This window comes from Kitasatospora sp. NPDC058046 (genome assembly GCF_042885595.1).
Taxonomy (GTDB): Bacteria; Actinomycetota; Actinomycetes; order Streptomycetales; family Streptomycetaceae; genus Kitasatospora.
In genome coordinates, this window is record NZ_JBHVRS010000013.1 from 1 (window position 1) to 23,629 (window position 23,629).

Annotated in this window: 16 protein-coding genes and 1 tRNA gene; 9 read left to right on the top strand and 8 right to left on the bottom strand. The window is 73.6% G+C overall.

The annotated features are described in order from the left end of the window. Nucleotides 1–52: 52 nt before the first annotated feature. The 4 genes from ACFVU7_RS24675 to ACFVU7_RS24690 all read right to left on the bottom strand — a co-directional run bounded on the left by ACFVU7_RS24675 (nt 53) and on the right by ACFVU7_RS24690 (nt 5,484). Nucleotides 53–2,224 carry an FUSC family protein gene (locus tag ACFVU7_RS24675; RefSeq protein WP_074001958.1) on the bottom strand — a complete coding sequence of 724 codons (2,172 nt, stop codon included), beginning with the start codon at nt 2,222–2,224 and terminating at the stop codon, nt 53–55. Nucleotides 2,225–2,233: 9 nt separating this feature from the next. Continuing rightward, nucleotides 2,234–3,511 carry an HTTM domain-containing protein gene (locus ACFVU7_RS24680; RefSeq protein ID WP_388047222.1) on the bottom strand — a complete coding sequence of 426 codons (1,278 nt, stop codon included), beginning with the start codon at nt 3,509–3,511 and terminating at the stop codon, nt 2,234–2,236. After that, the gene (locus ACFVU7_RS24685; RefSeq protein ID WP_388047224.1) at nt 3,508–4,170 is read right to left on the bottom strand and encodes a DUF5819 family protein; all 663 of its coding nucleotides are present in this window, start codon (nt 4,168–4,170) and stop codon (nt 3,508–3,510) included. The genes ACFVU7_RS24680 and ACFVU7_RS24685 overlap by 4 nt, the downstream gene beginning before the upstream one ends. 93 nt (nt 4,171–4,263) lie before the next feature. Continuing rightward, a complete protein-coding gene (locus ACFVU7_RS24690; RefSeq protein ID WP_388047227.1) occupies nt 4,264–5,484 on the bottom strand; it encodes a rhodanese-like domain-containing protein in 1,221 nt (406 codons plus the stop codon). Nucleotides 5,485–5,699: 215 nt separating this feature from the next. Between ACFVU7_RS24690 and ACFVU7_RS24695 the strand changes: the two genes are divergently transcribed. Continuing rightward, entirely contained in the window at nt 5,700–8,543 is a 2,844-nt protein-coding gene (locus ACFVU7_RS24695; protein WP_388047228.1) for a SpoIIE family protein phosphatase, read from the top strand. A gap of 82 nt (nt 8,544–8,625) precedes the next feature. On the opposite strand, the gene ACFVU7_RS24700 is transcribed toward ACFVU7_RS24695, so the two are convergent. Both ACFVU7_RS24700 and ACFVU7_RS24705 read right to left on the bottom strand, forming a co-directional pair. Further along, complete coding sequence (locus ACFVU7_RS24700; RefSeq protein WP_159028583.1) at nt 8,626–9,426, bottom strand: hypothetical protein; 801 nt, start codon at nt 9,424–9,426, stop codon at nt 8,626–8,628. 169 nt (nt 9,427–9,595) lie between these two features. Beyond that, complete coding sequence (locus ACFVU7_RS24705; protein ID WP_388047229.1) at nt 9,596–11,425, bottom strand: phosphatidylglycerol lysyltransferase domain-containing protein; 1,830 nt, start codon at nt 11,423–11,425, stop codon at nt 9,596–9,598. Nucleotides 11,426–11,763: 338 nt separating this feature from the next. Here ACFVU7_RS24705 and ACFVU7_RS24710 point away from each other — a divergent pair, with 338 nt between their 5' ends. Then, nucleotides 11,764–12,417: a response regulator transcription factor gene (locus ACFVU7_RS24710; protein WP_234348583.1), complete on the top strand. Its 654-nt coding sequence runs from the start codon at nt 11,764–11,766 to the stop codon at nt 12,415–12,417. Next, the gene (locus tag ACFVU7_RS24715) at nt 12,414–13,559 is read left to right on the top strand and encodes a sensor histidine kinase (RefSeq protein ID WP_380743154.1); all 1,146 of its coding nucleotides are present in this window, start codon (nt 12,414–12,416) and stop codon (nt 13,557–13,559) included. The genes ACFVU7_RS24710 and ACFVU7_RS24715 overlap by 4 nt, the downstream gene beginning before the upstream one ends. Before the next feature lie 83 nt (nt 13,560–13,642). Here ACFVU7_RS24715 and ACFVU7_RS24720 read toward each other — a convergent pair. After that, nucleotides 13,643–13,726, bottom strand: a tRNA-Leu gene (locus ACFVU7_RS24720). Nucleotides 13,727–14,147: 421 nt separating this feature from the next. Here ACFVU7_RS24720 and ACFVU7_RS24725 point away from each other — a divergent pair. From ACFVU7_RS24725 to pknB, 6 genes are all read left to right on the top strand, one after another. Further along, on the top strand, nt 14,148–15,020 hold the full coding sequence (locus tag ACFVU7_RS24725) for an FhaA domain-containing protein (protein ID WP_387970898.1): 873 nt from the start codon (nt 14,148–14,150) through the stop codon (nt 15,018–15,020). Nucleotides 15,021–15,066: 46 nt separating this feature from the next. Beyond that, nucleotides 15,067–15,612 (top strand): FHA domain-containing protein, encoded by a 546-nt coding sequence (locus ACFVU7_RS24730; protein WP_074001953.1) that lies wholly within the window; start codon nt 15,067–15,069, stop codon nt 15,610–15,612. Between the two features lie 53 nt (nt 15,613–15,665). Further along, nucleotides 15,666–17,285 (top strand): PP2C family protein-serine/threonine phosphatase, encoded by a 1,620-nt coding sequence (locus ACFVU7_RS24735; protein WP_388047230.1) that lies wholly within the window; start codon nt 15,666–15,668, stop codon nt 17,283–17,285. A gap of 133 nt (nt 17,286–17,418) precedes the next feature. Beyond that, complete coding sequence (locus ACFVU7_RS24740) at nt 17,419–18,822, top strand: FtsW/RodA/SpoVE family cell cycle protein (protein WP_074002167.1); 1,404 nt, start codon at nt 17,419–17,421, stop codon at nt 18,820–18,822. Then, the gene (locus ACFVU7_RS24745) at nt 18,819–20,276 is read left to right on the top strand and encodes a peptidoglycan D,D-transpeptidase FtsI family protein (RefSeq protein ID WP_380743150.1); all 1,458 of its coding nucleotides are present in this window, start codon (nt 18,819–18,821) and stop codon (nt 20,274–20,276) included. Before ACFVU7_RS24740 ends, ACFVU7_RS24745 begins: the two co-directional genes overlap by 4 nt. A 260-nt stretch (nt 20,277–20,536) precedes the next feature. Beyond that, nucleotides 20,537–22,654: a Stk1 family PASTA domain-containing Ser/Thr kinase gene (gene pknB, locus ACFVU7_RS24750; RefSeq protein ID WP_388047232.1), complete on the top strand. Its 2,118-nt coding sequence runs from the start codon at nt 20,537–20,539 to the stop codon at nt 22,652–22,654. Nucleotides 22,655–22,784: 130 nt separating this feature from the next. On the opposite strand, the gene ACFVU7_RS24755 is transcribed toward pknB, so the two are convergent. Continuing rightward, on the bottom strand, nt 22,785–23,627 hold the full coding sequence (locus ACFVU7_RS24755) for a class E sortase (protein ID WP_388047234.1): 843 nt from the start codon (nt 23,625–23,627) through the stop codon (nt 22,785–22,787). Nucleotides 23,628–23,629 lie beyond the last annotated feature (2 nt).

The window sequence follows — 23,629 nt, forward strand, 5'->3', positions numbered from 1 at the left end:
TCAGACTGCCAACGGTCTGAACGCCCCACCTCCAGGGTTGGCAGTCTGAAAATCACCCAGCCCCCGGAGCGGCCACCCCCGGAGCCGCCCCCGGCCCCCCACCCTCCCGAGAGCCCTCCCCCACAGAAGACCCCCGCAGAGCCCGCTCCAAGTCCCGCAGAGCCTGCCCCACCAACCGAACCCCCGCCCGCACCACATCCCGCTGCACCCCCGCCGGCGCCCCCGCCAACCCCTCCTCCAACCGCGCCTGCGCATCCCGCACCGCCCCGAACTCCACCGCCTGCCCCGTCAGCAGCGCCGCCGCCGCGAGCGCCGTCGCCAGCCGCAGCTCCTCCGCGTACTCCCCGGTCCCCGGCACGGGCTCCGCGTCCGCCGCCGGCAGGTGGGCCTCCAGCAGGACGGCCGCCCGCCCGAGGGCCCCGACCGCCGCCCGGGCCCGGTCGATCTGGCGCCGGCTGACCCCGGCCAGCCCGGTCTCGTGCCGTCCCGGTTCGGCGTCGGCCCGCTGCATCGCCTGGATCAGTTCGGACCGCGCCTCCCGCGAGTCCAGCAGCGCGCTCCGCACGACCCGCCCGCGCGGCGCCGCCGGCTTCTCGTAGCAGGCGATCACCGCTCCCGCGTACCGTCCGGCGGCCGCCAGCCACTCGGCGAGCCGTTCGCCGAGCCGGGCGGTCTGCCAGGTCGGGAACAGCGCGTACGTGACGAGCGCGATCGACCCGCCGAGCAGGGTGAGCCCGACCCGTTCGAAGGCCGTCACCAGCGGGTTGCCCTCCTGCAGCCCGAGCAGGAACACCACGTACGTGGAGATCCCGACGGTGGTGAGCGCGTACCCGGTGCGGAACGCGAGGTACGCCCCGCCGATGCAGACCACCGCCAGCGCGGCCAGCACCCATTCCCCGGGGTGGAGCAGCTGCACCACGAGCGTCGAGACGGCGACTCCGACCACCGTCCCGGCCAGCCGGGCGACGCCCCGGCTGTAGGTCTGCGCGAAGTCCGGCCGCATCACCATCGCGGCGGTCATCGGCGCCCAGTACCCGTGGTGGAACCCGACGAGCCGGGCCAGCAGGTAGGCGACGGTGACCACTCCGGCGAGCCGGACGGCGTGCTGGAAGATCGCCGAGCGCGGGTGCAGCTGCCGCCGGACGGCCCGCGCCGCGACCGGCAGCATCCGCGCGATGGTGGGCTTGCGCAGCGCCCCGCCGGCCCCGACCACGGGCGTGGTGATGGTGTCCTCGTCGTTGCGGTCCAGGGTGTCCGCGGCCTTGCGCAGCAGCCCGCCGAGCCGCCGGGCGGAGCGCCGGGCCGCGCCCTGGAGCCGCGGCCCGTCGTCGGAGCCGACCAGGGTGAGCGAGGGCGCGGAGCGGGGGAGCCGGACCGGGTCGCCGGTGCGGATCGCCCGGGCGAGGGCGTCCATGACCTCGGCGGCGGCCGCCAGCACCTCCCGGGCCCGGTCCCGTTCGGGCCCTTCCTCGGGGGCGCCCACCTTGGGGTCGGCGAGTGCGGCGAGGGTGGGCCGGATGCGCTCGGCGATGCCGCGCAGGCCGCGCAGCTCGGGCGGCCGGTGGCGGTCCTGCCAGGGGGTGAGGGCGGCCGCGTGGCGGGCCGTCATGAACGGTTCCGGGTCCACGTGCGCGGTCGGGTCCTGCCGCAACCGCCGGGCGTAGTCGGCGAGTTCGGCGTAGGTGTCGGCGAGGGCCTGCCGCTGGGCGGTCCAGCTGCCGATCGGCCAGACGGTGATGACGGTGGCCTGGACGACCCCGCCGAGGGCGGCGACCAGCCCGTGGCTGAGCGCGGTGACGGTGCTGACGGGGAGCTGGACGACGATCAGCATCACCGAGACGGTGTTGGTGGCGACCACCCCGGCGGTGGGCCCGATCGCCCAGGCCAGCCCGGCGCCGAAGGCCCACACCGCGAGCAGTACCGGGAACAGTCCGGGGACGCCGGCGGCCAGGTAGCCGAGGAAGGTGCTGATGCCGAGTCCGGCCCCGGCCGCGACGGCGAGGCTGGCCCGGGGCCGGAAGCTGCGCTGGAAGGTCGCCGAGCCGGCGATGAACGCGCCCATCGCGGCCGAGGTGGCGAGCGCGACCCCGCCGAGCGCGAGGGTCGGGAAGAGCACCAGCGCCACCGCGACCGCCCCGCGCACCGCCCGCTTGGGGTCGGTGAGCGCCCGGTCCAGGGTGAGCCCGGTCCGCGCGGTGTCACGAAGTGCGGCGAACCAGGACATAGCGCCATCCTAGGGCGTGATCTCCGGGGCCGGGCCCGACCTCCGGCGGAGCCGCGCCGCCACCCACAGCAGGGCCCCGGTCGGCAGGAAGACCGCGTCCGCCGCGATCATCGCGAGCGAGAACACCGGCAGCCCGAGCACCACCGCGATCCCCGCGTGCTCCAGCACCATGACGGCCAGCAGGACGTTCTTGACCCGCCGGTTGACCAGCGTGAACGGGAACGCCACCTGGAGGACCACGGTGCCGTACGAGACCAGGAAGACCGGCAGCAGCGCCGAGCCGACCAGCGCGGACAGCCCCGGCCAGGGGGCGAAGTAGTCCAGGTGCAGCGGGTAGTACAGCGCGGTGCCGTCCTGCCAGCGCGAGCCCTGCACCTTGTACCAGCCGGCCGTGGCGTAGATCAGCACCACCTCGACGGCGATCACCAGCATCGCGCAGTTGTGCACCATGGTCGCCAGCGCGTCGAGCACCGCCCGCGGCTCGCCGTCCGGCCGCAGCCGGCCGAGCGTCCACCAGAGCCCGGCCACCGCCCAGAGCCCCCAGAACAGCGGCGACCAGCCGAGGTACGGGAAGGCCCGGTCGGTCCAGGTCAGGGTGTCGCCCGCGAAGCCGCCGAACTGACAGGCCGCCAGGACGGCTCCGAGCACCGCCCAGAGCACCACCCCGGTCCGCCCCGGCCGGGGCCTTCGGGCGTCCAGCGACCAGACCTCGGCGCAGCGGGTGAAGACCAGGTAGACCGCCATCAGGTGGACCACGTTGTCGCCGCCGTCGCCGAGGAAGACGTCGCGGTTCTGCAGGGACAGCACGGTGACCAGGAACAGCACCGTACTGGCCCTGGTCCGCCAGCCCAGCAGCACGGCCAGGGCGGCCAGCACCGCCAGGTGGTAGACCAGCTCGAACCAGAGCCGCCCGCCGAACCAGGGCAGCACGGTGAGCGCCCCGTTGTCGGCCAGCAGCCGCTGGGCCAGCTCCGTCGACCAGGGGGACCGGTCGCCGTACAGCACCCGCCGGTGGGGCCACTCGCGCAGCAGGTAGGCCAGCCAGACCAGCCCGAAGCCGATCCGCACCACCGCGGCCTGGTGGCGGCCGAGCACCCTCCCGGTGAAGGCCTCCGCCGCCCGTCCGAGCGGCGCCCGCGGCCCGCGCGCCTGCCGCGTCTCCCGCACCGCACCGGGCTCCGCCGCCCGCCCGGCCCCGGCCTGCCGCGGCACACCGCCGGACGGCACCGCCGCACCCGGCGGCAGCGCCCCGTCGGGCCGGTCGGGCCGTACCGTCGCCTCGTTCATCCGAGCAGCCCCCGGTAGTCCTCGTCCGCCACCGGCCACCACGGCAGCTCCCGCACCCGGGGCGCCGCCGGCGCGGGCTCGCCGCTCCAGGACGGCGGCGGGACGGTGACCGCGGTCGAGCGGAACTGGATCTCCAGGACCCGTTCGCCGTCCGTCTCCCGGCCGATCCGCTGCAGGGCGATCCGCTTGAGGTACTGCTCGGCGAGCCGGCCGCGCGGGGAGGCCGGGCTCTCGTCCTGCGGGTTGTGCGTGCCGTCGTAGAAGTCCCAGGCCCGGCGCAGCAGGTTCTGGTCGACGTGGCTGGGCGCCGGGTTGCCCCGTATCGCGGCGATGTCCTGCGCGGTCAGCCCGATCCAGTCCCCGGTACGGGTGGCCCCGGCGGGCGCGGCGGTGCGGACCCGGGCGTCCACGCTCACGTTCTGCTGGAGCGGGTTGGGCGCGAACAGCTTCCAGTTCTGCTCGAACTCCGGGTACACCAGGCCGTCGACCTCGTCCCGGTACTGCCGGGACACCGAGTTGGCGGGCGCGACGTGCAGGAAGACCGCGGCGAGGAACAGCCCGGTGCCGCCGGCCAGCACCGCCCCGGCGAAGCCGAGGACCAGCTGCGCGGGCCTGGACCAGGCCCGTCCGGCAGCCGGCCGGTCCGTCGTCTCGGTCATGGCCTCCCCCGACCGGTCGGCGGGCACCGCCGACCCGGTGCCGGCGCGCTCGCGCGCGCCCATCCTGCCCTAAGGGCCGTGGGGCGGGGGCCGTCAGAGGACGAAGGCCTCCTGGCCGGTGCTGCTCACCATCGGACGGCCCGCACCCTGCCAGGCGTACATCCCGCCGTCCACGTTCACGGCCTCCCGGCCCTGCTGCACCAGGTACTGGACGACCTGCGCGGAGCGGCCGCCGACCCGGCAGAGCACGTACAGCTTCTCGTCCGGCAGCTCGCCGAGCCGGGCGATCACCTCGCCGATCGGGATGTGCAGGGCGCCGTCCACGTGGCCGGCGTCCCACTCGTCCTGCTCGCGCACGTCCAGCAGGGCGGCGTCGGCGGGCACGGCGGCGGCGTCGGCGGAGGGGATCTGCGGGAACATCGTGTGGCTCTCCTGGGATTGGGTCGGGTGCGTGCCATTGTCGCCCACCGGCGCCGTGCCGTGGGCGCCGGAGGACGGGCCGTCCGCCGGGGCCGGGCCGCCGAGCAGCCGCGCCAGCTCGGCCTGCTGCCCGGCGGCCTTGGCCAGCAGCTCCTCGGCGAGCTGTTCCAGCAGCCGGTCCGGGTCCTGCGGGGCGAGGGCGAGCAGCTGCCCCATCGGGGTCTGCTCCAGCCGGACCTGCTCGGCGGCGGTCTCGGCGATCTTGGCGGTCAGCCAGTCCAGCCGGCGGCGCAGCCAGTCCGAGCGGTCGGGGGAGTCGACGGCGGGCGCGGCCTCCGGCGCGGTGGACCACTCGGCGGCCAGGGCCCCCAGCGCGCCCGCGTCCCCGTACGCGTAGGCCTCGTTGACCCGGACCAGGAAGGCGGCCCGGCGCTGCTGCTCGCCCGGGTCGGTGGTCAGGTCGGGGTGGGCGCGGCGGACCAGCTCGCGGTAGATCCGCTGGGCCTCCTTGCCGGGCCGCACCCGCTCCGGCGCGGCGGGCGGCGGCGGGGCCGGCTCGCCGTCCTGGCCGGACTGCTCCCGCACCGAGTCGAACAGCGCGTCCAGGTCGGGCAGTTCGTCGACCTGCCGGCGCGCCTCGGCGGCCCGGCGCAGGTCCTCCGGCAGGCCGGTGCGGGCCGCCACGGCCTCGGCGACCAGCGCGTCCAGCTCGTCCAGCCGGGCGTAGAGCGGGCCGAGCAGCTGGTGGTGGATCAGCGCGAAGTTGTCGATCTCGACCCGCAGCGTCTGGACGTCCACGTCCATGCTGAGCCAGGCCAGCTCGGCGGCGGCGACCCGCTCCTCCAGTGCCTGCTGCTCCGGGTCGGTCCAGCGGGCGGGGCTCTGCGCGCTCAACTTCTCGCCTCTGTCTCGTCCGGCCGGCGGCGTCCTGCGGACCACTCGTACGGGCGGTCCGGCCTGCCACCCTACCGCCGTGATCGCGGGCCCCGTCCGGGTGAACCGGGGGTACGGACCGGCGCGCGGCGCGCGACACGCAACCGATCCTGAGGAATCTCCCCGTTTCGGTGTCGAGCCCGGCCCGGTCCGTGCTTCGCTGGTATCCGCACAGCGTGCCTTCCTCCGGAGAGACGGCCGCCCCGGGCGCGGCGGCCAGGCGGGAGCAGAGCGAATCCATGGTGGCCGAGTCCAACTCCACACCGCGGCCGGCGGGCGACGGAACCGCGCCGGGCGACCACCCGACGGGGGTGGCCGCCCTGGTCCGGCTCGCCCCCGTCCTGGTCGACCGGTCCGGCCGGATCGCGCAGTGGGGGCGGGCCGCCGAGGAGCTCTTCGGCCACCGCGCCGACGTCGCCCACGACCGCCCGGCCTCCGGCCTGCTGCCCGCCCTGGAGTCGCGGGTGCTCGAACGCTGCTCCGTCCGCCGCCCCTGCGACGCGTTCGACACCCTCGCCGAGCGGACCGCCGACGGCCGCCCCTGGATCGGAAGGCTGACCGTCACCGACCGCGAGGAGCACCAGCGCGACGTGCTCTGGTGGGCGTACCCGCTGCCCGGCCCGGTCGGCGGGCTGCTGGCGCTGGCCGCCGACGCCCGCCCGCTGCGCGCCACCGGGCCGCGGCTCGCGCTCGGCGAGCGGCTGCTCCCCTTCGCCGCCGCGCCCGGCGTCCGGGGCGGCTTCCACGCCCTGGCCGCGGCGCTCACCCCGGCCGGCCTGCCGGTGCCCGAGCCGCTGGTCCGGCTGCTGCCCGCCGCCCACCGCGCGGCGCTGCTGGCCGCGCTGGAACGGGGCGGACTGCCCGCCCTGCGGCTGGACCCGGCCACCGTGCTGCCGGTGCTGCCCGCCGACGCCCAGACCGGCAGGGCGCAGGCGGCCGCCGGCCTCGGCCGCCGCTACCCGACGCCCCAGCAGCGGGTCGCCCGGGTCGGCCCGCCGCCGCAGCCCGAGCAGGGCGCGCCCGGCCGCCGTCCGCCCGGCCCGCTGCCCGTCCAGCGCGAGACCCCGGACCGCCCCGCCGCCCAGCCCGCGGCCCCCTCCGCCGTCCGGCCGGTGGCCGCCGTCGGCGGCGGCTCGGCGGGCGCCGGCCCGTCCGTCCCTTCCCCCGCCTCCGGCCGGGAGGTGCCCCCGCCCACCGCAGGAGCCGCAGCCATCGAGCACGCCACCGTCGAGCCGTCCGCCACCGGCCGTCCGCCGCTGCGCACCGACCAGGCCCCGCCCGCCACCGTCCCGGTCCCCGCCCCCGCGGGCGGCGAGGGCCCGACCGGCGGCCGGCTCGGCCCGTTCCTCACCAACGGGCAGGCCGGCGAGCAGCTGGCCCTGCTGAACGAGGTCGGCGGCAAGGTCGGCACCACGCTGGACCTCGGCTTCACCGCCCACGAGCTCTGCCAGGTGCTGGTCCCCCGGGTCGCCGACTTCGCCTGCGTGGACCTGGTGGACGGGCTGATCTCGGACTCCGAGCTGCCGGCCGCCCGCCCGGACGACGACACCATGCTGCGCCGGGTCGCCCTGGTCTACAACGAGACCGGCGGCGTCTGGGACCACGTGCTCTCCGAGGGCTCGCTGGTCAGCATGCCCCGCCGCACCCCGCCCGGGATGGCCCTCCAGCTGAACCAGCCGGTGCTGGTCCCGGTGGTCAGCCCGGACGTCGCGGTCGACTACGCGATCGCGCTCGGCGACGCCCGGCTGACCCCGGTGGTCACCGGCCGCTCGATGCTGGTCGTCCCGCTCTCCGCCCGCGGCACCGTGCTGGGCATCCTCAAGCTGCTCCGGCTGCCGGACCGCGCGCCCTTCGACGAGAGCGACGCCGCGACGCTCAAGGAGCTGGCCGTCCGCGCCGCGCTGTCGCTGGACAACGCCCGGCTGCACCGCGCCGAGGCCAGGGTCGCCACCACCCTGCAGCGCTCGATGATCCCGACCCGCCCGCCGCAGATCCCCGGCGTGCAGATCGCCCACCGCTACCTGCCCGGCGACCCCAAGGCCGAGGTCGGCGGCGACTGGTTCGACGCCATCCAGCTGCCCGGCAGCCGGGTCGCCCTGGTGGTCGGCGACGTGATGGGCCACGGCATCCACTCGGCCGCCGCGATGGGCCGCTTCCGCACCGCGATGCAGACCCTCGCCGCCCTGGACCTGCCGCCCGGCCAGCTGCTGCGCCACCTGGACAACCTGGCCCACAAGCTCGGCGACGACCACCTCGCGACCTGCCTGTACGCGGTCTACGACCCGATCAACCGGACCTGCGAGCTGGCCAGCGCCGGCCACGTCCCGCCCGTCCTGGTGCACCCGGACGGCACCGGCGAGCTGCTGGAGATCCCGGCCGGCGCGCCGATCGGCGTCGGCGGGGTGCCGTTCGTCGCCAAGACCATCGACGTCTCGGACGGCTCGATGCTGGTGCTCTGCACCGACGGCCTGGTCGAGGTCCGGGGCGGGGACATAGGAGCCGGCCTGGCCGCGCTCTGCGGCAACCTGATCGACCCCCGGCAGAGCCCCGAGCAGGCCTGCGACGTGGTGCTGCGCCGGCTGCACTCGGACGACCGCAAGGACGACGTCGCCCTGCTGGTGGCCCGCTTCGACGGGGTCGCCCCGTCCGAGGTGGCCACCTGGGACCTCACCGTGGACCACCGCGAGGTCGGCCGGGCCCGCTCGCTGGTCCGCGAGCAGCTGGCCGGCTGGCACCTGGAGGCGCTCAGCGACACCACCGAGCTGCTGGTCAGCGAGCTGGTGACGAACGCCGTCCGGGTCGCCCGGGACACCGTGAAGCTCCAGCTGATCCGGGTGGACAAACTGCTGGTCGAGGTCAGCGACGACAACCACAACCTGCCCTCGCTGGAGCCGGCCGAGCAGCTCGGCGAGACCGGCCGCGGCCTCACCCTGGTCACCAAGCTCGCCGAGCGCTGGGGCACCGCCCGCAAGGCGGTGGGCAAGGTCGTCTGGTTCGAGCTCCCGCTCCCGCACGCCTGACGGCCGCACCGACGGGCCCCGGACACCGAACGGCCGCGTACGGGCACCCGTACGCGGCCGGCTTGAGCGCGGTCGGCGCCCGTCAGGGGATGACGGCCCCCGCCGAGGTGCGCCGCCGGGCCTCCACCGCGACCTCCCGCGAGGCGGCCGCGGCCACCGAGGCGGCGGCGCCGACCCCGGCCAGCACCCGCGGCCAGAAGTCCCCGAAGACCTCGACCGAGACGGCGATCAGCAGCGCGGTGATCACGGCGACCACGTGCTCCAGACCGGCCAGGTTCGGCAGCACGACCGCCTCGCCGATCATCACCGCCACCACCAGGCCGGCGGTGAGCCAGGCCCGGCAGCGGAACGCGATGCAGATCGCCAGCGCCACCACCGCGGCCGAGGGCCCGGTGTCCCGCACGTAGGCGACCCACTTCGGGAAGCCGAACAGGTGGTGCGGCCCGATCGCCACGCCGACCCGGGCGAACAGCGTGCCCGCCAGGGTGCAGGTGTAGGCGACCACCAGGGTCATCCGCCGGCCGAGCACGATCTCGGCGATCGAGAAGACCACGAACACCTGGGCCAGCGCCCCCCAGACCGGAAGGTCCAGCGCCGGCACGTACAGGGAGAGCGGGGTCCGCAGCAGCGAGACGTCCAGCGGCAGCGCCGCCCGCACCACCCCGATGTTGTTCACGAAACGCTCGCCGCCCGGCAGGTGCTGGACGACGCTGAACAGCAGGATCAGAAACGTCGCGACGGTGGCCAGGGGAACGGCGGCGAACTTCTTTCGCACCACCGCGTCCCGGACCGTCGCGAACAGCGTTCCCCACTCGGCGACAGCGGCCGCTCCGGCGATTGCCAGCGGCCCCTTTCGCACGCCCCCCGCGTGGGTCCTGTGCATCACAACAGTTTCTCCGAATCCCCGAACGCTCTACTACTCCAACATTAGAAGCCAGTTAACAAAGCCACATCGGCACGGATGGGGAGTCGGGTCATCCTCTGGGGGGAGGCAATCCCCCCATCAGCCCCCCAATTCGACCGGCCGGTCCCCTCCGCCCCCCGACGGAGGGCTACCCCTTCCCGTCCCGGGCCGCCACCGGGACCCGCGGCGCCACCACGGCGGCCCGGGCGTGCCGGCGGCGGAACAGGGCGGGCAGGCTCGGCGCGACGATGAAACCCTCGGCGCGCGCGCTCGCGATACCGATCCGCGGAATCTCGCTGCTCTTCTCGAAGAGCAGGTAACGCGGTTCCCAGATCGGGCGGTACTTGGCATTGGCGCGGTACAGCGACTCGATCTGCCACCAGCGCGAGAAGAATCCCAGGATCGAGCGCCACAGCCGCAACACCGGGCCGGCGCCGAGGCGCGAACCGCGCTCGAAGACGGAACGGAACATCGCGAAGTTCAGCGACACCCGCTTCAGCCCGACCTCGTCGGCGCGCTGCAGCAGCTCGATGACCATGAACTCCATCAGGCCGTTCTCGGTGTCCCGGGCCCGGCGCATCAGGTCCAGCGAGAGCCCGTCCGGGCCCCACGGCACGAAGCTCAGCAGCGCCTTGAGCTCGCCGTCCCCGTCGTGGCACTCCAGCATCACGCAGCGGCCGTCGCCCGGGTCGCCGAGCCGGCCGAGCGCCATCGAGAAGCCGCGCTCGGTCGCCCCGTCGCGCCACTCGTCGGCCTTGGCCACCAGCTCGGCCATCTCCGCCTCGGAGATGGCCTCGTGCCGGCGGATCCGCACCGTGTACCCGGCCCGCTTGACCCGGTTGTAGGCCTGCCGGACCACCCGCATCGCGCGGCCGTCCAGCGAGAACTCGTCCAGCTCGACGATCGCCTCGTCGCCCAGCTCCAGCGCGTCCAGCCCGTGCCGGGCGTAGATCACCCCGGCCTCCTCGGAGGCGCCCATCACGGCCGGCGCCCAGGCGTGCTCGCGGGCCTCGGACAGCCAGGCGTCGATCGCGCCCGGCCAGGCCTCCGGGTCCCCGATCGGGTCGCCCGAGGCGAGCGAGACGCCGCCGATGACCCGGTAGGTGACCGCCGCCTTGCCGCTGGGGGAGAAGACCACCGCCTTGTCCCGGCGCAGCGCGAAGTAGCCGAGCGAGTCCCGCTCGCCCTGCTTGTCCAGCAGGCCGCGCAGCCTGGCCTCGTCCTCGGCGGTGAGCAGCTCCTTGCCGCGCGGGCTGCGGAAGGCGACGTACAGCACCAGCATGAAGAGCACCGCGCCCATCGCGTTGATCGCGGCGTTCACCCAGGTCGGCGCGGCGATCACCGAGCGCAGGTGCTCGGTCGGGGTGATCGTGATCATCCGGCCGACCGAGTACCGGAACAGGTCCCAGAAGCCGGCGCCGGAGAGCTCGTTGGTCATCCAGACCAGCAGCGCCCCGACCCCGCCGCCGAACGCCAGCCCGCCGACGAAGGTGGCCGCCGCGGTCTTCGGGTTGGAGCTGTCGCCCTTGGACGTGAACTCCTTCCGCCCGACCAGCAGCGCCAGGACGAACAGGCAGGTCAGGACGGTGGAGAAGTAGTTGAGCGGGTGCCTGTTGAAGCGCTCGTCCGGCACCAGCATGAACGCCAGGTAGAGCAGCGCGAAGAGACCGCCGAGCGCCGTGTTGAAGATCCACGCGGCCCGCTTGCGCCGCCGCATCGCGATCGCGAGGAAGACCGACAGCACCGCGCTGGCCAGCCCGGAGGTCATCAGGTACGGGGTGAAGTACTCACCCTCGTTGTGCTCGCTGACCTGGTTCCGGAAGGGCACCAGCAGGACCGTCGCCACGTTCAGCAGCGCGATCAGCCGCAGGTACCAGACGGAGGCCGCGGCGGCCCTCGGACGCCAGCGCCCGGGCTCGTCGACGGGCCGGGGCCCGGGGGACGTGGCGGACGGCTCCGACTTCACAGTGGACGACACAGCTCAATTCCAAACGATCAGATGGTGGGGCGCATCCGCGAACGGCCCGGCGCCGGGCGCCCGCTCGGGCCCGACGGACTGACCGGCGACCTCGCCCGGCCGACCGCCCGAAATGGAGAAGCGGCCGGAAAAGAGTCAGCCAACTCCATGTTTCCCCACCCAGCCTGAGAATTGCGTGAACCGGGTAGCGGATTCCCACCCCCGCCGAACGGCGGGGGTGGGCGCCCGCCGCACGTTCGGCACCCCGCCCCGCCTACCCCTACCCTCGAAACGACCCACGCGGACCGCCCCGACCCGGCCGCCCGAACCGAGGAGGCACCATCACCACCACCCGCGTGCTGATCGTCGACGACGAGATCCTGGTCCGCTCCGGCCTGGGGCTGATCGTCGGCTCCGCCGCCGACCTGGAGGTGGTCGGCGACTGCTCCGGCGGGCAGGCCGAGGAGCACGTCCAGCGGCTGCGCCCGCACGTGGTGCTGCTCGACATCCGGATGCCCGACCTCGACGGCATCTCGGTGCTGCGCCGCCTGCGCGCCCTGCCCGACCCGCCCGCCGTGGCGATGCTCACCACCTTCGACACCGACGAGTACATCGGCACCGCGCTGCGGGCCGGCGCGGCCGGCTTCCTGCTCAAGGACACCGCCCCCGACCAGCTGGTGCACGCCGTCCGGGTGCTCGCGGCCGGCGGCAACATCCTCTCCCCGACCGTCACCCGCACCGTGATCGGCGGCTACGTGGACGGCGGCGGCCCGGACGCCGAGGCCACCGCGCTCGCCCGCACCCTGACCGGCCGCGAGCTGGACGTGCTGTCGCTGCTCGGCGAGGGCCTGTCCAACGCCGAGATCGCCGACCGGCTGTTCCTCGGCACCGGCACGGTCAAGGACCACATCAGCGCGATCCTCGGCAAGCTCGGCGCCGCCAACCGGGTCCAGGCCGCCGTCCTGGCCCACCGGGCCGGTCTGGTCCGGCCCAAGCCCGGCGACGGGGCATGACGACCGCCGACCAACTGCCGTCCCGACGGCTGCCGGCCTGGTGCACCGCCCCCTGGCTGATGCTGCTGCTGCCCGTCCTGTACGGCCTGCTGGACGCCGCCCTGGTGGCCCGGGAGGCCGCCTGGTGGCAGGTGGCGCTGTCCACGCTGGCCGCCGTCGCCCTGTTCTGGCGCCGCCGCTTCCCTGTGGTGGCACTGCTCCTCACCATGCCGGGCAGCTGGGTGGACGAGATCTGGCTGGCCCCGATCACGGCCGTCTACTCGGTGGCCGCCGAGCGCCCCCGCCCCCGGGTCGTGATCCCCTGCGGCGTCCTGTTCGCGCTGGTCGAGTTCTTCCACTGGCCGCTGCCCCAGGACGTCCTCGACCTCAGCCGCGCCACCGCGCTGGACGCCATCCAGGCCGTGATGCTGGCGGCCGGCCCGGCCGCCACCGGTCTGCTCGCCCGCACCCGGCGGGAGCTGGCCGCCCGGCTGGACGAGCTGACCCGCGGCCAGGAGCGGGAGAGCCGGCTGCTGGCCGAGCGGGTGCTGATCAGCGAGCGCGGCCGGCTGGCCCGGGAGATGCACGACGTGGTCTCGCACCAGGTCAGCCTGATCAGCATCCAGGCGGGCGCGCTCCAGGTGAGCAGCCCCGACCCGGCCGCGGTGACCGCCGCCCGCACCATCCGGGAACTGTCCGTACGGACCCTGGACGAGCTGCGGCAGATGGTCGGGGTGCTGCGCGGCACCGGCGGACTGCCGGACGCCCCGCTCGCCCCGCAGCCCCGGCTGGCCGACCTGCCCCGGCTGATCGAGCAGAGCGGCCTGGCCGCGGACACCGAGCTGGTCCCCGGCGACCGCCCGTGGCCGGAGGCGGTCGAGCGGGCTGCCTACCGCACCGTCCAGGAGGCGCTCACCAACATCACCAAGTACGCCCCGGAGGCGGCGGTGCACGTCCGGGTCCGGGCGAAGGGCCGCCGGCTGCGGGTCGAGGTCCGCAACGAGGCCCCGCCGGTGCGTCCGGCCGAGACCCTGCCGGGCGGCGGCCACGGCCTGGTCGGCCTGCGCGAGCGCGCCCAGTTGCTGGGCGGCACCCTCACCGCCGGGCCGACCGCGGACGGCGGCTTCGAGGTCCGCGCCGAACTCCCGGCCAGCCGCGGCTGATCCCGCCCGCCACCGAATCCACGCCACCGGGGAGCGGACGACAAAAAAGCCCCGCAGATCCGTAGATCTGCGGGGCTTCGCTGTGCGCGAGGGGGGAGTTGAACCCCCACGCCCTTTCGGGCACTGGAACCTGAATCCAGCGCGTCTGCCTATTCCGCCACCCGCGCATGGGTGTTGTCCTCGTTGCCGACCGGTCTTCCGAACCACTCGGTACCATCGGTACTTCGCGCTTCCTGGACCGGCCTCCCTTTCGGGCGGCCCTTCCGACGTGGAAAACATTAGCACGACCTGGGGGGCTGCTCCGAATCCGTTGTCCGGGGAGGCCCACGGCACCCGAACCGATGCCCGACGCACGCCCGTGCGACTGCCGGAAGGGTGCTCCGACGGGCACACCTGGCGTGCCGTACCCGACATGCGTCACCCTGTGTGTCCGAGCCCACCCCCGGGCACCACACGGTCCGGGAACCGTACGGAAGGGCCCGGCGTGGATACGATCAGTACGGAAGTACCGCAAGTAGGAGGCGCGACCGGGTCCCGGGCGGGATCCGGCCGGCAGGCAGGCGAACGAACCCTGGAAGGGGGTGCCCCATGGGAGTGCTGAAGAAGTTCGAGCAGCGGCTCGAGGGTCTCGTCAACGGCACCTTCGCCAAGGTGTTCAAGTCCGAGGTCCAGCCCGTGGAGATCGCCGGAGCGCTGCAGCGCGAGTGCGACAACAACGCGAGCATCTGGAACCGCGACCGCACCGTCGTGCCGAACGACTTCATCGTCGAACTGAGCCCGCACGACCACGAGCGGCTGAGCCCCTACTCCGGGCAGCTCGGCACCGAACTGGCCGGCATGGTCCGCGAGTACGCGGAGGCCCAGCGGTACACCTTCATGGGCCCGCTCCAGGTGAACCTGGAGAAGGCCGACGACCTGGACACCGGGCTGTACCGGGTGCGCAGCCGCACCCTCGCCGCCGAGGAGCCCCCGCAGCAGCAGCAGCAGTACGCGCCGCCGCAGCCCGGCTACGACCGTGCGCCGGCCGCCCCGGCCCCCGGCGCACCGTGGCAGCAGCCCGGCGCCGGCCAGTACAACGCGCCCCCGCCACCGGCCGCGCCCCCCGCGATGCCCCCCGGTCAGCCGGCGCCCGCGGGCGGCAACGTCCGGGCGTTCCCCGGCGCGGGCCACGGCGGCGCCGGGACGCGCCGCTGGATCGAGGTGAACGGCGCCCGCCATCAGATCACCGGCTCGGCCTGCGTGCTCGGCCGCTCGACCGAGGCGGACGTGCGGATCGACGACCCCGGGGTCTCCCGCAAGCACGCCGAGATCCGGCCCGGCACCCCTTCGATGGTGCTCGACCTGGGGTCCACCAACGGCATCGTGGTGGACGGACAGCACACCCAGCGCGCTACGCTCCGCGACGGCTCGCGAATCGTCGTGGGCTCCACCACCATCGTCTACCGGCAGGTCGAAGGGTAGTGTCCGAATTGTTCGCGCGCCTCGCTCACCGACTGGCGGGACGGTCATGTCAGAACTGACCCTCACGGTCATGCGGCTGGGCTTCCTGGCCGTGTTGTGGCTGTTCGTCATCGTCGCGATCCAGGTGATCCGCAGCGACCTGTTCGGCACCAAGGTGAACCCGCGCTCCTCCCGTCGGGGCGCGAGCGCCACGACCGGCGGCGGCGCGGCCACCTCGACCGCCGCACGCGCCGCGGCGCCGACCCAGGCCGGCCCCGCGGCGGCCCAGACCCAGGGCGGCGGCGGGCGCCGCCGCGGCGGTCCGACCCAGCTCGTCGTGGTGCAGGGCTCGCTGGCCGGCACCACGGTGGCGCTCCAGGGCCAGACCATCACGCTCGGCCGCGCGCACGACTCCACCATCGTGCTGGACGACGACTACGCGTCCTCCCGGCATGCCAGGATCTATCCGGATCAGACTGGGCAGTGGACGGTCGAGGATCTAGGCTCCACCAACGGCACCTATCTGGACCGGCAGCGCCTGACCGCGCCCACTCCGCTCCAGCCGGGCATGCCGATCCGTATCGGCAGGACCGTCATCGAACTGCGGAAGTAGTAGCGCATGAGGGACAGCATCCCGTCCATGACCCAGAGGGGGGCACAGGTCGCATGACCCTGGTGCTGCGCTTCGCCGCCGGCTCCCACAAGGGACTGATCCGGGAGGGGAACGAGGACTCCGGCTACGCCGGGCCGCGGCTGCTGGCCGTGGCCGACGGCATGGGCGGCGCCGCGGCCGGCGAGGTCGCTTCCTCCGAGGTGCTCGGCTCGATCGTCCGGCTGGACGAGGACGTGCCCGGCCCCGACCTGCTGACCCTGCTGGGCGACGCCGTCCAGGGCGCCAACGACCGGCTCCGGCAGATGGTCGAGGAGGACCCGCAGCTGGAGGGCATGGGCTGCACGCTCACCGCCATGCTGTGGACGGGCCAGCGGATGGGCATGGTGCACGTCGGCGACTCCCGCGCCTACCTGCTGCGCGACGGTTCCCTGGTGCAGATCACCCAGGACCACACCTGGGTGCAGCGCCTGGTCGACGAGGGCCGGATCACGCCCGAGGAGGCCGAGACCCACCCGCAGCGCTCGCTGCTGATGCGGGCGCTGGACGGCCGCGGCCAGGTCGAGCCCGACCTGTCGATCCGCGAGGTCCGGGCCGGCGACCGCTACCTGATCTGCTCCGACGGCCTCTCCGGCCCGGTCAGCCACCAGACCCTCCAGGACACCCTCGGCAGCTACTACGCGCCCGAGCAGACCGTGCAGGAGCTGATCCAGCTCGCGCTGCGCGGCGGCGGTCCGGACAACATCACCTGCATCGTGGCGGACGTCATCGACGTCGGCGCCACGGACACCATGAGCGGCCAGTTCAACGACGTCCCGGTGGTGGTCGGCGCGGTCGCCGACGCTCCGCCGTCCTCGGCCGCCGCCGACCGCTCGATCGCGGACACCCCGGCCGGCCGCGCCGCCGGCCTCGGCCGCGGCCCGCAGGGCGCCTTCGGCCCGGCCGAGGGCTACGCGGAGGGCTTCGGCCCCGCGCAGAACGGCTTCGGTCCCGCCGAGGGCTACGAGGGCGAGTACGGCCCCGGCTCCGGCGAGCCCTCGGTGTACGGCACCGAGGACTTCGACGAGGAGCGGCCCTCGAGGCGCAAGCGCAAGGGCCTGACGGTCTCGCTGGCCGCCCTGGTCACGCTGGGCCTGCTCGGCGGCGCCGGCTACTTCGGCTACCAGTGGACCCAGGACCAGTACTACGTCGGCACCCAGGACGACCACGTCGCGATCTACCAGGGCATCAACCAGAACCTGGCCGGGGTGAGCCTGTCCTCGGTGCACTCCTCGTACAGCAGGATCCAGCTGAAGTGGCTGCCCGAGGACCAGCAGGTCCACGTGAAGAAGACCATCTCGGTCGGCAGCATGAAGGACGCCCAGTCGACGGTCAACGAGCTCGACGGCTGGGTCCAGCTCTGCCAGAAGGCCGCCAAGGCGACCGCCCCGGCCGCACCGCCCGCCACCCAGGCGACGCAGGCCGCGTACCTGGCCGCCACGCCCACCCCGACCGAGAAGAACCGCGGTCCGGCCGCCACGACGCCGACCACCGCGCCCCCGGCCTCGCCGACCGCCCCGACGGCACCCGCCCCGGCGCCGAACGCGACCCCTCCGGCCACCGGAGCGCAGGGCGACCAGGCCCCCCCACTGACCGAAGAGGAACTCAGCCGGGCCAACTCCTGCCCGAAGCAGTGACGTCCGTGATCCGACATAGGACCGCCCCGAGCGGGTTTGCCGGCCGTCAGGGAGCGGTCACCACGTGAGCAGCTACGACCTGAGCCAGGAAACCACCCGGTCCGGCCGACGCCGGGCGGCGGCCGAACGCACGATCCCCCGTCGGCGGGGCAACACCACGATCTCCCCGCAGGAGGCGCCGAACCGGCGCAACACCGAGCTGGCCCTGCTGGTCTTCGCGGTGCTGCTGCCAGTCCTCGCGTACGCCAACGTCGGCCTCGCGATGGACGCCAAGCTGCCTGCGGGCATGCTCGGCTACGGGCTCGGCATGGGCGCCCTGGCACTGGTCGCGCACCTGCTGGTGCGCCGCTTCGCGCCGTACGCGGACCCGCTGATGCTGCCGATCGCCACCCTGCTCAACGGCCTCGGGGTGGTGATGATCTGGCGGCTGGACAAGGCGGGCAAGCTGCTCCGGGGCAACTACCCGGCGGCCGAGAACCAGCTGATGTGGTCGGCCCTCGGGATCGCCGGCTTCATCGGGGTGATGGTGCTGCTGAAGGACCACCGGGTGCTCCAGCGCTACACCTACATCTCGATGGTGGTGGCCCTGGTCCTGCTCGCGGCGCCGGCCTTCTTCCCGTCCCGGGCGGAGGACTTCGGCGCCAAGATCTGGATCCGGATGGGCAGCTTCTCCATCCAGCCGGGCGAGTTCGCCAAGATCGTCCTGACCGTGTTCTTCGCCGGCTACCTGATGGTCAAGCGGGACGCCCTGGCGCTGGCCAGCCGCCGGTTCATGGGCCTGTACCTGCCGCGCGGCCGCGACCTCGGCCCGATCATCGTGATCTGGCTGCTCAGCCTGCTGATCCTGATCTTCGAGAACGACCTGGGCACGTCCTTCCTGTTCTTCGGCCTGTTCGTGGTGATGCTCTACGTCGCCACCGAGCGGACCAGCTGGATCCTGTTCGGCCTGCTGATGTCGGTCGGCGGCGCGGTCGCGGTCGCCTCGACCGCGAGCCACGTGAAGGTCCGCATCGACGCCTGGCTCGACCCGATGGCCGCCTTCGGCGCCAACCCGCCGAAGGGCGCCACCGAGCAGATCGGCCAGTCGCTGATGGCGCTCGGCTCCGGCGGGGTCACCGGCTCCGGCCTAGGCCAGGGCCGCTCCTGGCTGATCGCCTTCGCCGCCAAGAGCGACTTCATCCTGGGCTCGTTCGGCGAGGAGCTCGGGCTGACCGGCCTGATGGCGATCTTCCTGCTGTACGCCCTGCTGGTGCAGCGCGGCCTGCGCACCGCGCTCGCCGCCCGCGACCCGTTCGGCAAGCTGTTCGCCGTCGGCCTCTCCTCGGCGATGGCGATCCAGGTGTTCGTCGTGGCCGGCGGTGTCACCGGGCTGATCCCGCTCACCGGTATGACCATGCCGTTCCTCGCGCAGGGCGGTTCGTCCGTGGTCGCCAACTGGGCGCTGGTCGCGATCCTGCTGAAGATCAGCGACAGCGCCCGCCGACCGGGGGCCGAACCGGCCCCGGCCACCGAGGGCCAGGAGGGACCAGCCCGATGAACAAGCCGATCCGCCGGGTATCGATCTTCTGCCTCGTCCTGATCCTGGCCCTGATGGTGCGCACCAACTGGGTGCAGGGCGTCCAGGCCGAGTCCTGGGCCACCAACAAGAACAACAAGCGCCAGCTGTACGACCGGTACGCCCACCCGCGCGGCAACATCATCGTCAGCGGCCAGCCGGTCACGAAGTCCGACTTCGTCAACGGCCTGCGCTACAAGTACAAGCGCTCCTGGGTCGACGGCCCGATGTACGCCCCGGTGACCGGCTACTCCTCCCAGGCCTACGGCTCCAGCCAGCTGGAGAACCTGGAGGACGGCATCCTCTCCGGCACCGACGACCGGCTGTTCTTCCGCAACACCCTGGACATGCTGACGGGCGAGCAGAAGCGCGGCGGCGACGTCGTCACCACCATCAACGCCAAGGTGCAGAAGGCCGCCTTCGACGCGATGGGCAACAAGAAGGGCGCGGTGGTCGCGCTCGACCCGAAGACCGGCGCGATCCTGGGCCTGGTCTCCACCCCGTCCTACGACCCGGGCACCTTCGCCGGCGGCGAGACGGCCGACCAGAACGCCTGGAAGGCCCTCGACGCGGACCCGAACAAGCCGACGCTCAACCGGGCGCTGAAGGAGACCTATCCGCCCGGCTCGACCTTCAAGCTGGTCACCGCGACCGCGGCGTTCGAGAACGGCCGCTACCAGAGCATCGACGACGCCACGGACACCCCGGAGCCGTACGTCCTGCCCGGCACGACCACCCAGCTGAAGAACGAGAGCCCGAACGAGCGCTGCGAGAACGCCACGATCAAGTCCGGGATGGACCAGTCCTGCAACACGGTCTTCGCCAAGATGGGCGCGGACCTGGGCAAGGAGCGGATGCGGGCGCAGGCCGAGAAGTTCGGCTTCAACAGCACGATCGACACCCCGGTCCGCTCCGAGAAGAGCGTCTTCCCGGACAGCTCGAGCCCGGACGGCACCGCCCAGGACTCGATCGGCCAGCACGACACCCGCGCCACCCCGCTCCAGATGGCCATGGTCTCCGCCGCGATCGCCAACAACGGCAGCCTGATGCAGCCGTACCTGGTCGACCAGGAGCGCTCGGCCACGCTGACCACCGTCTCCAAGCACACCGAGAAGCAGTTCTCCCAGGCGATGAGCCCGGCCACCGCGCAGAAGATGCAGGACCTGATGGTCTCGGTGGTCGAGAACGGCACCGGCACCAACGCCAAGATCCCCGGCCTGCAGGTCGGCGGCAAGACCGGCACCGCGCAGCACGGCGAGGACAACGCCGGGCTCCCGTTCGCCTGGTTCACCTCCTGGGCGAAGACCCCGGACGGCCAGTCGGTCGCGGTCGCGGTGGTGGTCGAGGACGGCTCCCAGAACCGCGACGGCATCAGCGGCGGCCGCCTCGCCGCCCCGATCGCCAAGGCGGTGATGCAGGCCGCACTCGGCAAGTAGGAGCGCGGGTCCGGGGTGAGGGGAATGTCACGATGGGCAGCCCCGTCCGGATACCGGTCTGGTATCGGCCGACGGCTGACTCCGGTCCGCTGCGGTCCGACCGGTAGCGTATCCGCCAGCAGCGGGTGTGCCCGTTGCCGCCCGCGAGGCACCGCACGGCCCGGCCGGAGAACCGGTCGCGGACCGCGCGGCGTCACCCAGAGCGTGCGGGGACACCTACGTCACAACCTCACCGGCGGGTGAGGGAGAGGGTCGGAACTATGGAAGAGCCTCGTCGCCTCGGCGGCAGGTACGAGCTCGGCGGCGTCCTCGGACGCGGCGGCATGGCCGAGGTGTACCTCGCCCATGACACCCGACTCGGCCGCTCCGTCGCTGTGAAGACGCTCCGGGCCGACATGGCCCGGGATCCGTCGTTCCAGGCCCGGTTCCGCCGCGAGGCGCAGTCGGCGGCGTCCCTGAACCACCCCGCCATCGTCGCCGTGTACGACACCGGCGAGGACTACATCGACGGCATCTCCATCCCGTACATCGTGATGGAGTACGTCGAGGGGTCCACGCTGCGCGAGCTGCTGCACTCCGGCCGCCGGCTGCTGCCCGAGCGCGCGCTGGAGATGACCATCGGCATCCTCCAGGCCCTGGAGTACTCGCACCGGGCCGGCATCGTGCACCGCGACATCAAGCCGGCCAACGTGATGCTGACCCGGCAGGGCAACGTCAAGGTCATGGACTTCGGCATCGCCCGTGCGATGGGTGACGCCGGGATGACCATGACGCAGACCTCGGCCGTCATCGGCACCGCCCAGTACCTCTCCCCCGAGCAGGCCAAGGGCGAGCAGGTCGACGCCCGCTCCGACCTCTACTCCACCGGCTGCCTGCTCTACGAGCTGCTGACCGTGCGCCCGCCGTTCGTCGGCGACTCGCCCGTCGCGGTGGCCTACCAGCACGTCCGGGAGGAGCCGCAGCCGCCGTCGGTCTTCGACCCCGAGGTGCGCCCCGAGGTCGACGCGATCGTGCTGAAGGCGCTCGCCAAGGACCGCGACTACCGCTACCAGAGCGCCGACGAGATGCGCGACGACATCGAGCGCTTCCTCGACGGCCTGCCGGTGGCCGCCGCCCAGCAGGCCGCGTACGGCATGGGCCCGGGCGGCTACGGCTACGACCAGAACGGCTACCCGCAGCAGCACGACCCGTACGGCCAGACCAACGTGCTGCCGCAGCAGCCCGGCGGCCCGACCACCGTCCTGCCGCAGGCCTCCGGGCAGCCCGGCTACGGGCAGCAGGGCGGCTACCAGGACGACGGCTACGGCCAGACCTACGCCGGCCAGGCGGGCGGCAACGACGGCTACGACGACGGCTACGGCCGCGGCGGGGGCTGGCGGGGCGAGGACCCGCCGAAGAAGAGCAACACCTCCTGGATCGTGCTGGCGGTGGCCGCCGTGCTGGTCCTGGTCGGCACCTTCTTCGTCGCCCAGGCGATGTTCGCCGACAAGGGCACCAAGGAGACCGCGAAGATCACCGCGCCGAACCTGGTCGGCAAGACCCTGGCGGAGGCCAAGACGGCCGCCGCCGCGGCCGGTGCCAAGCTCGTGGTGACCGAGGGCGACAAGATCGCCTGCCCGGACACCAACATCAAGAAGGACCAGGTCTGCACCCAGACCCCGCAGTCCGGCACCCAGGTCGCCGAGACCTCCACCATCACGGTGCAGGTCTCCTCGGGCCCGGCCAAGGCGCAGGTCCCCGGTGTGGTCGGCAAGCCCAAGGACCAGGCCACCAAGGCGCTCGCCGACCTCGGCTTCACCAACGTGACCACCGAGTACAAGGACGACGACACCGCCGCGCAGGACACCGTCACCGCCCAGGACCCGGCGCCCAACGCGGCCGTCGACCCGAGCGCCCCGATCAAGCTGACCGTGTCGCAGGGCAAGGCCAAGGTGACCGTCCCGAACGTGGCCGGGGCCCAGAAGGAGGACGCGCAGGCGACCCTCCAGGGCCTCGGCTTCCAGGTGGACGTCTCGAAGACCGCCCCGGCCCCCGACCCGAGCAAGGTCAACACCGTCGCCTCGCAGTCGATCCCGGCCAACACCAAGGCCCCGGCCAACAGCAAGATCTCGCTGACGATCTTCAAGGCGCAGGACAAGCCCCAGGTCCCGCCGCTGGCGAACGTCAAGCTGGGCGCCGCCGCGGACCAGCTGAAGGCGCTCGGCCTGACCTACGTCGTGGTCAGCGGTCCCCCGGACCCGAACGCGACGATCCTCCAGAGCAACCCGCCGGCCGGCACCCAGGTCGACCCGAACACCCAGATCCAGCTGTACACCAAGGCGGCCGAGCCCCCGAAAGGGAGCGACCCCACCACCACACCCCCCAAAGGGGACCACTAGGCCTCCGGTATTCCCCTGGTTCGGCTGAGCCGGGGAACGAGCAGCACGGAGCACGCCCGAGGGCCCGCCGCGACGAACGCGGCGGGCCCTCGGGCGTTCCGTACGGGCTCCAGGAGGCCCGTGGGCGGCTTCAGGAGTGCCGCAGCTCCGGCGGCGGGGTGCGCTTGGCGTCCATGTCGTCCACCCGCACCAGGCTCCCCCAGACGGCCATCCGGTAGCGCGAGGTGTACACCGGCGTGCAGGTGGTCAGGGTGATGTAGCGGCCGGGGCCCTCGTAGCCGGAGCGGGCCGGGACGGGCGCCACGATGCCGGTGTCGTACTTGGACGTCTCCGCCAGGGTGCTGTCGACCTTGTAGACGTACCACTTGTCCCGGGTCTCGACCACGACGGCGTCGCCCCGGTGGACGGCGTCCAGGTCGTGGAACTTGGCGCCGTGGCCGTCCCGGTGGGCGGCCAGCGCGAAGTTGCCCTGCTGGTCCCACGGCATCGCGGCCCGGTACGGCTGCTCGTAGACGCCCGCGACGCCGTCGTCCAGGACCTCGGTGGAGGTGCCCATCCGGATCAGCACCTGGTAGTCCCGGCCCATCGCCGGGACGTGCAGGAAGCCGACGTCGTCCCCGGCCGCGAACTGCTTCGGCACGGACCCGGCCTCGGCACCGGGGGCGCCGGGAGCAGCGGACGCGCCGGGGGCCGGGGCGGCGCCGGGCGGCGCCCCGGGGCCGGGGCGCGGGCCCGCGGCCCAGCTGCCGCGCAGCCGGTCGGCGGCCGCCGAGGCCGAGCGGTCCGCCTGCACGTTGGTCCACCAGAGCGAGTAGCCCACGAACAGGCCGAGCACCAGGCCCATGGTGATCAGCAGCTCGCCGAAGACCCCGAGCGCGGCCAGCGCCCGGCTCCGGCCCCGCCCGGCCCGCGGCTCGGGCGGGGCGAAGGCCTCCTGCGCCGGTTCGGCCGATCGCGCGCTCTCGTCCTGCATCT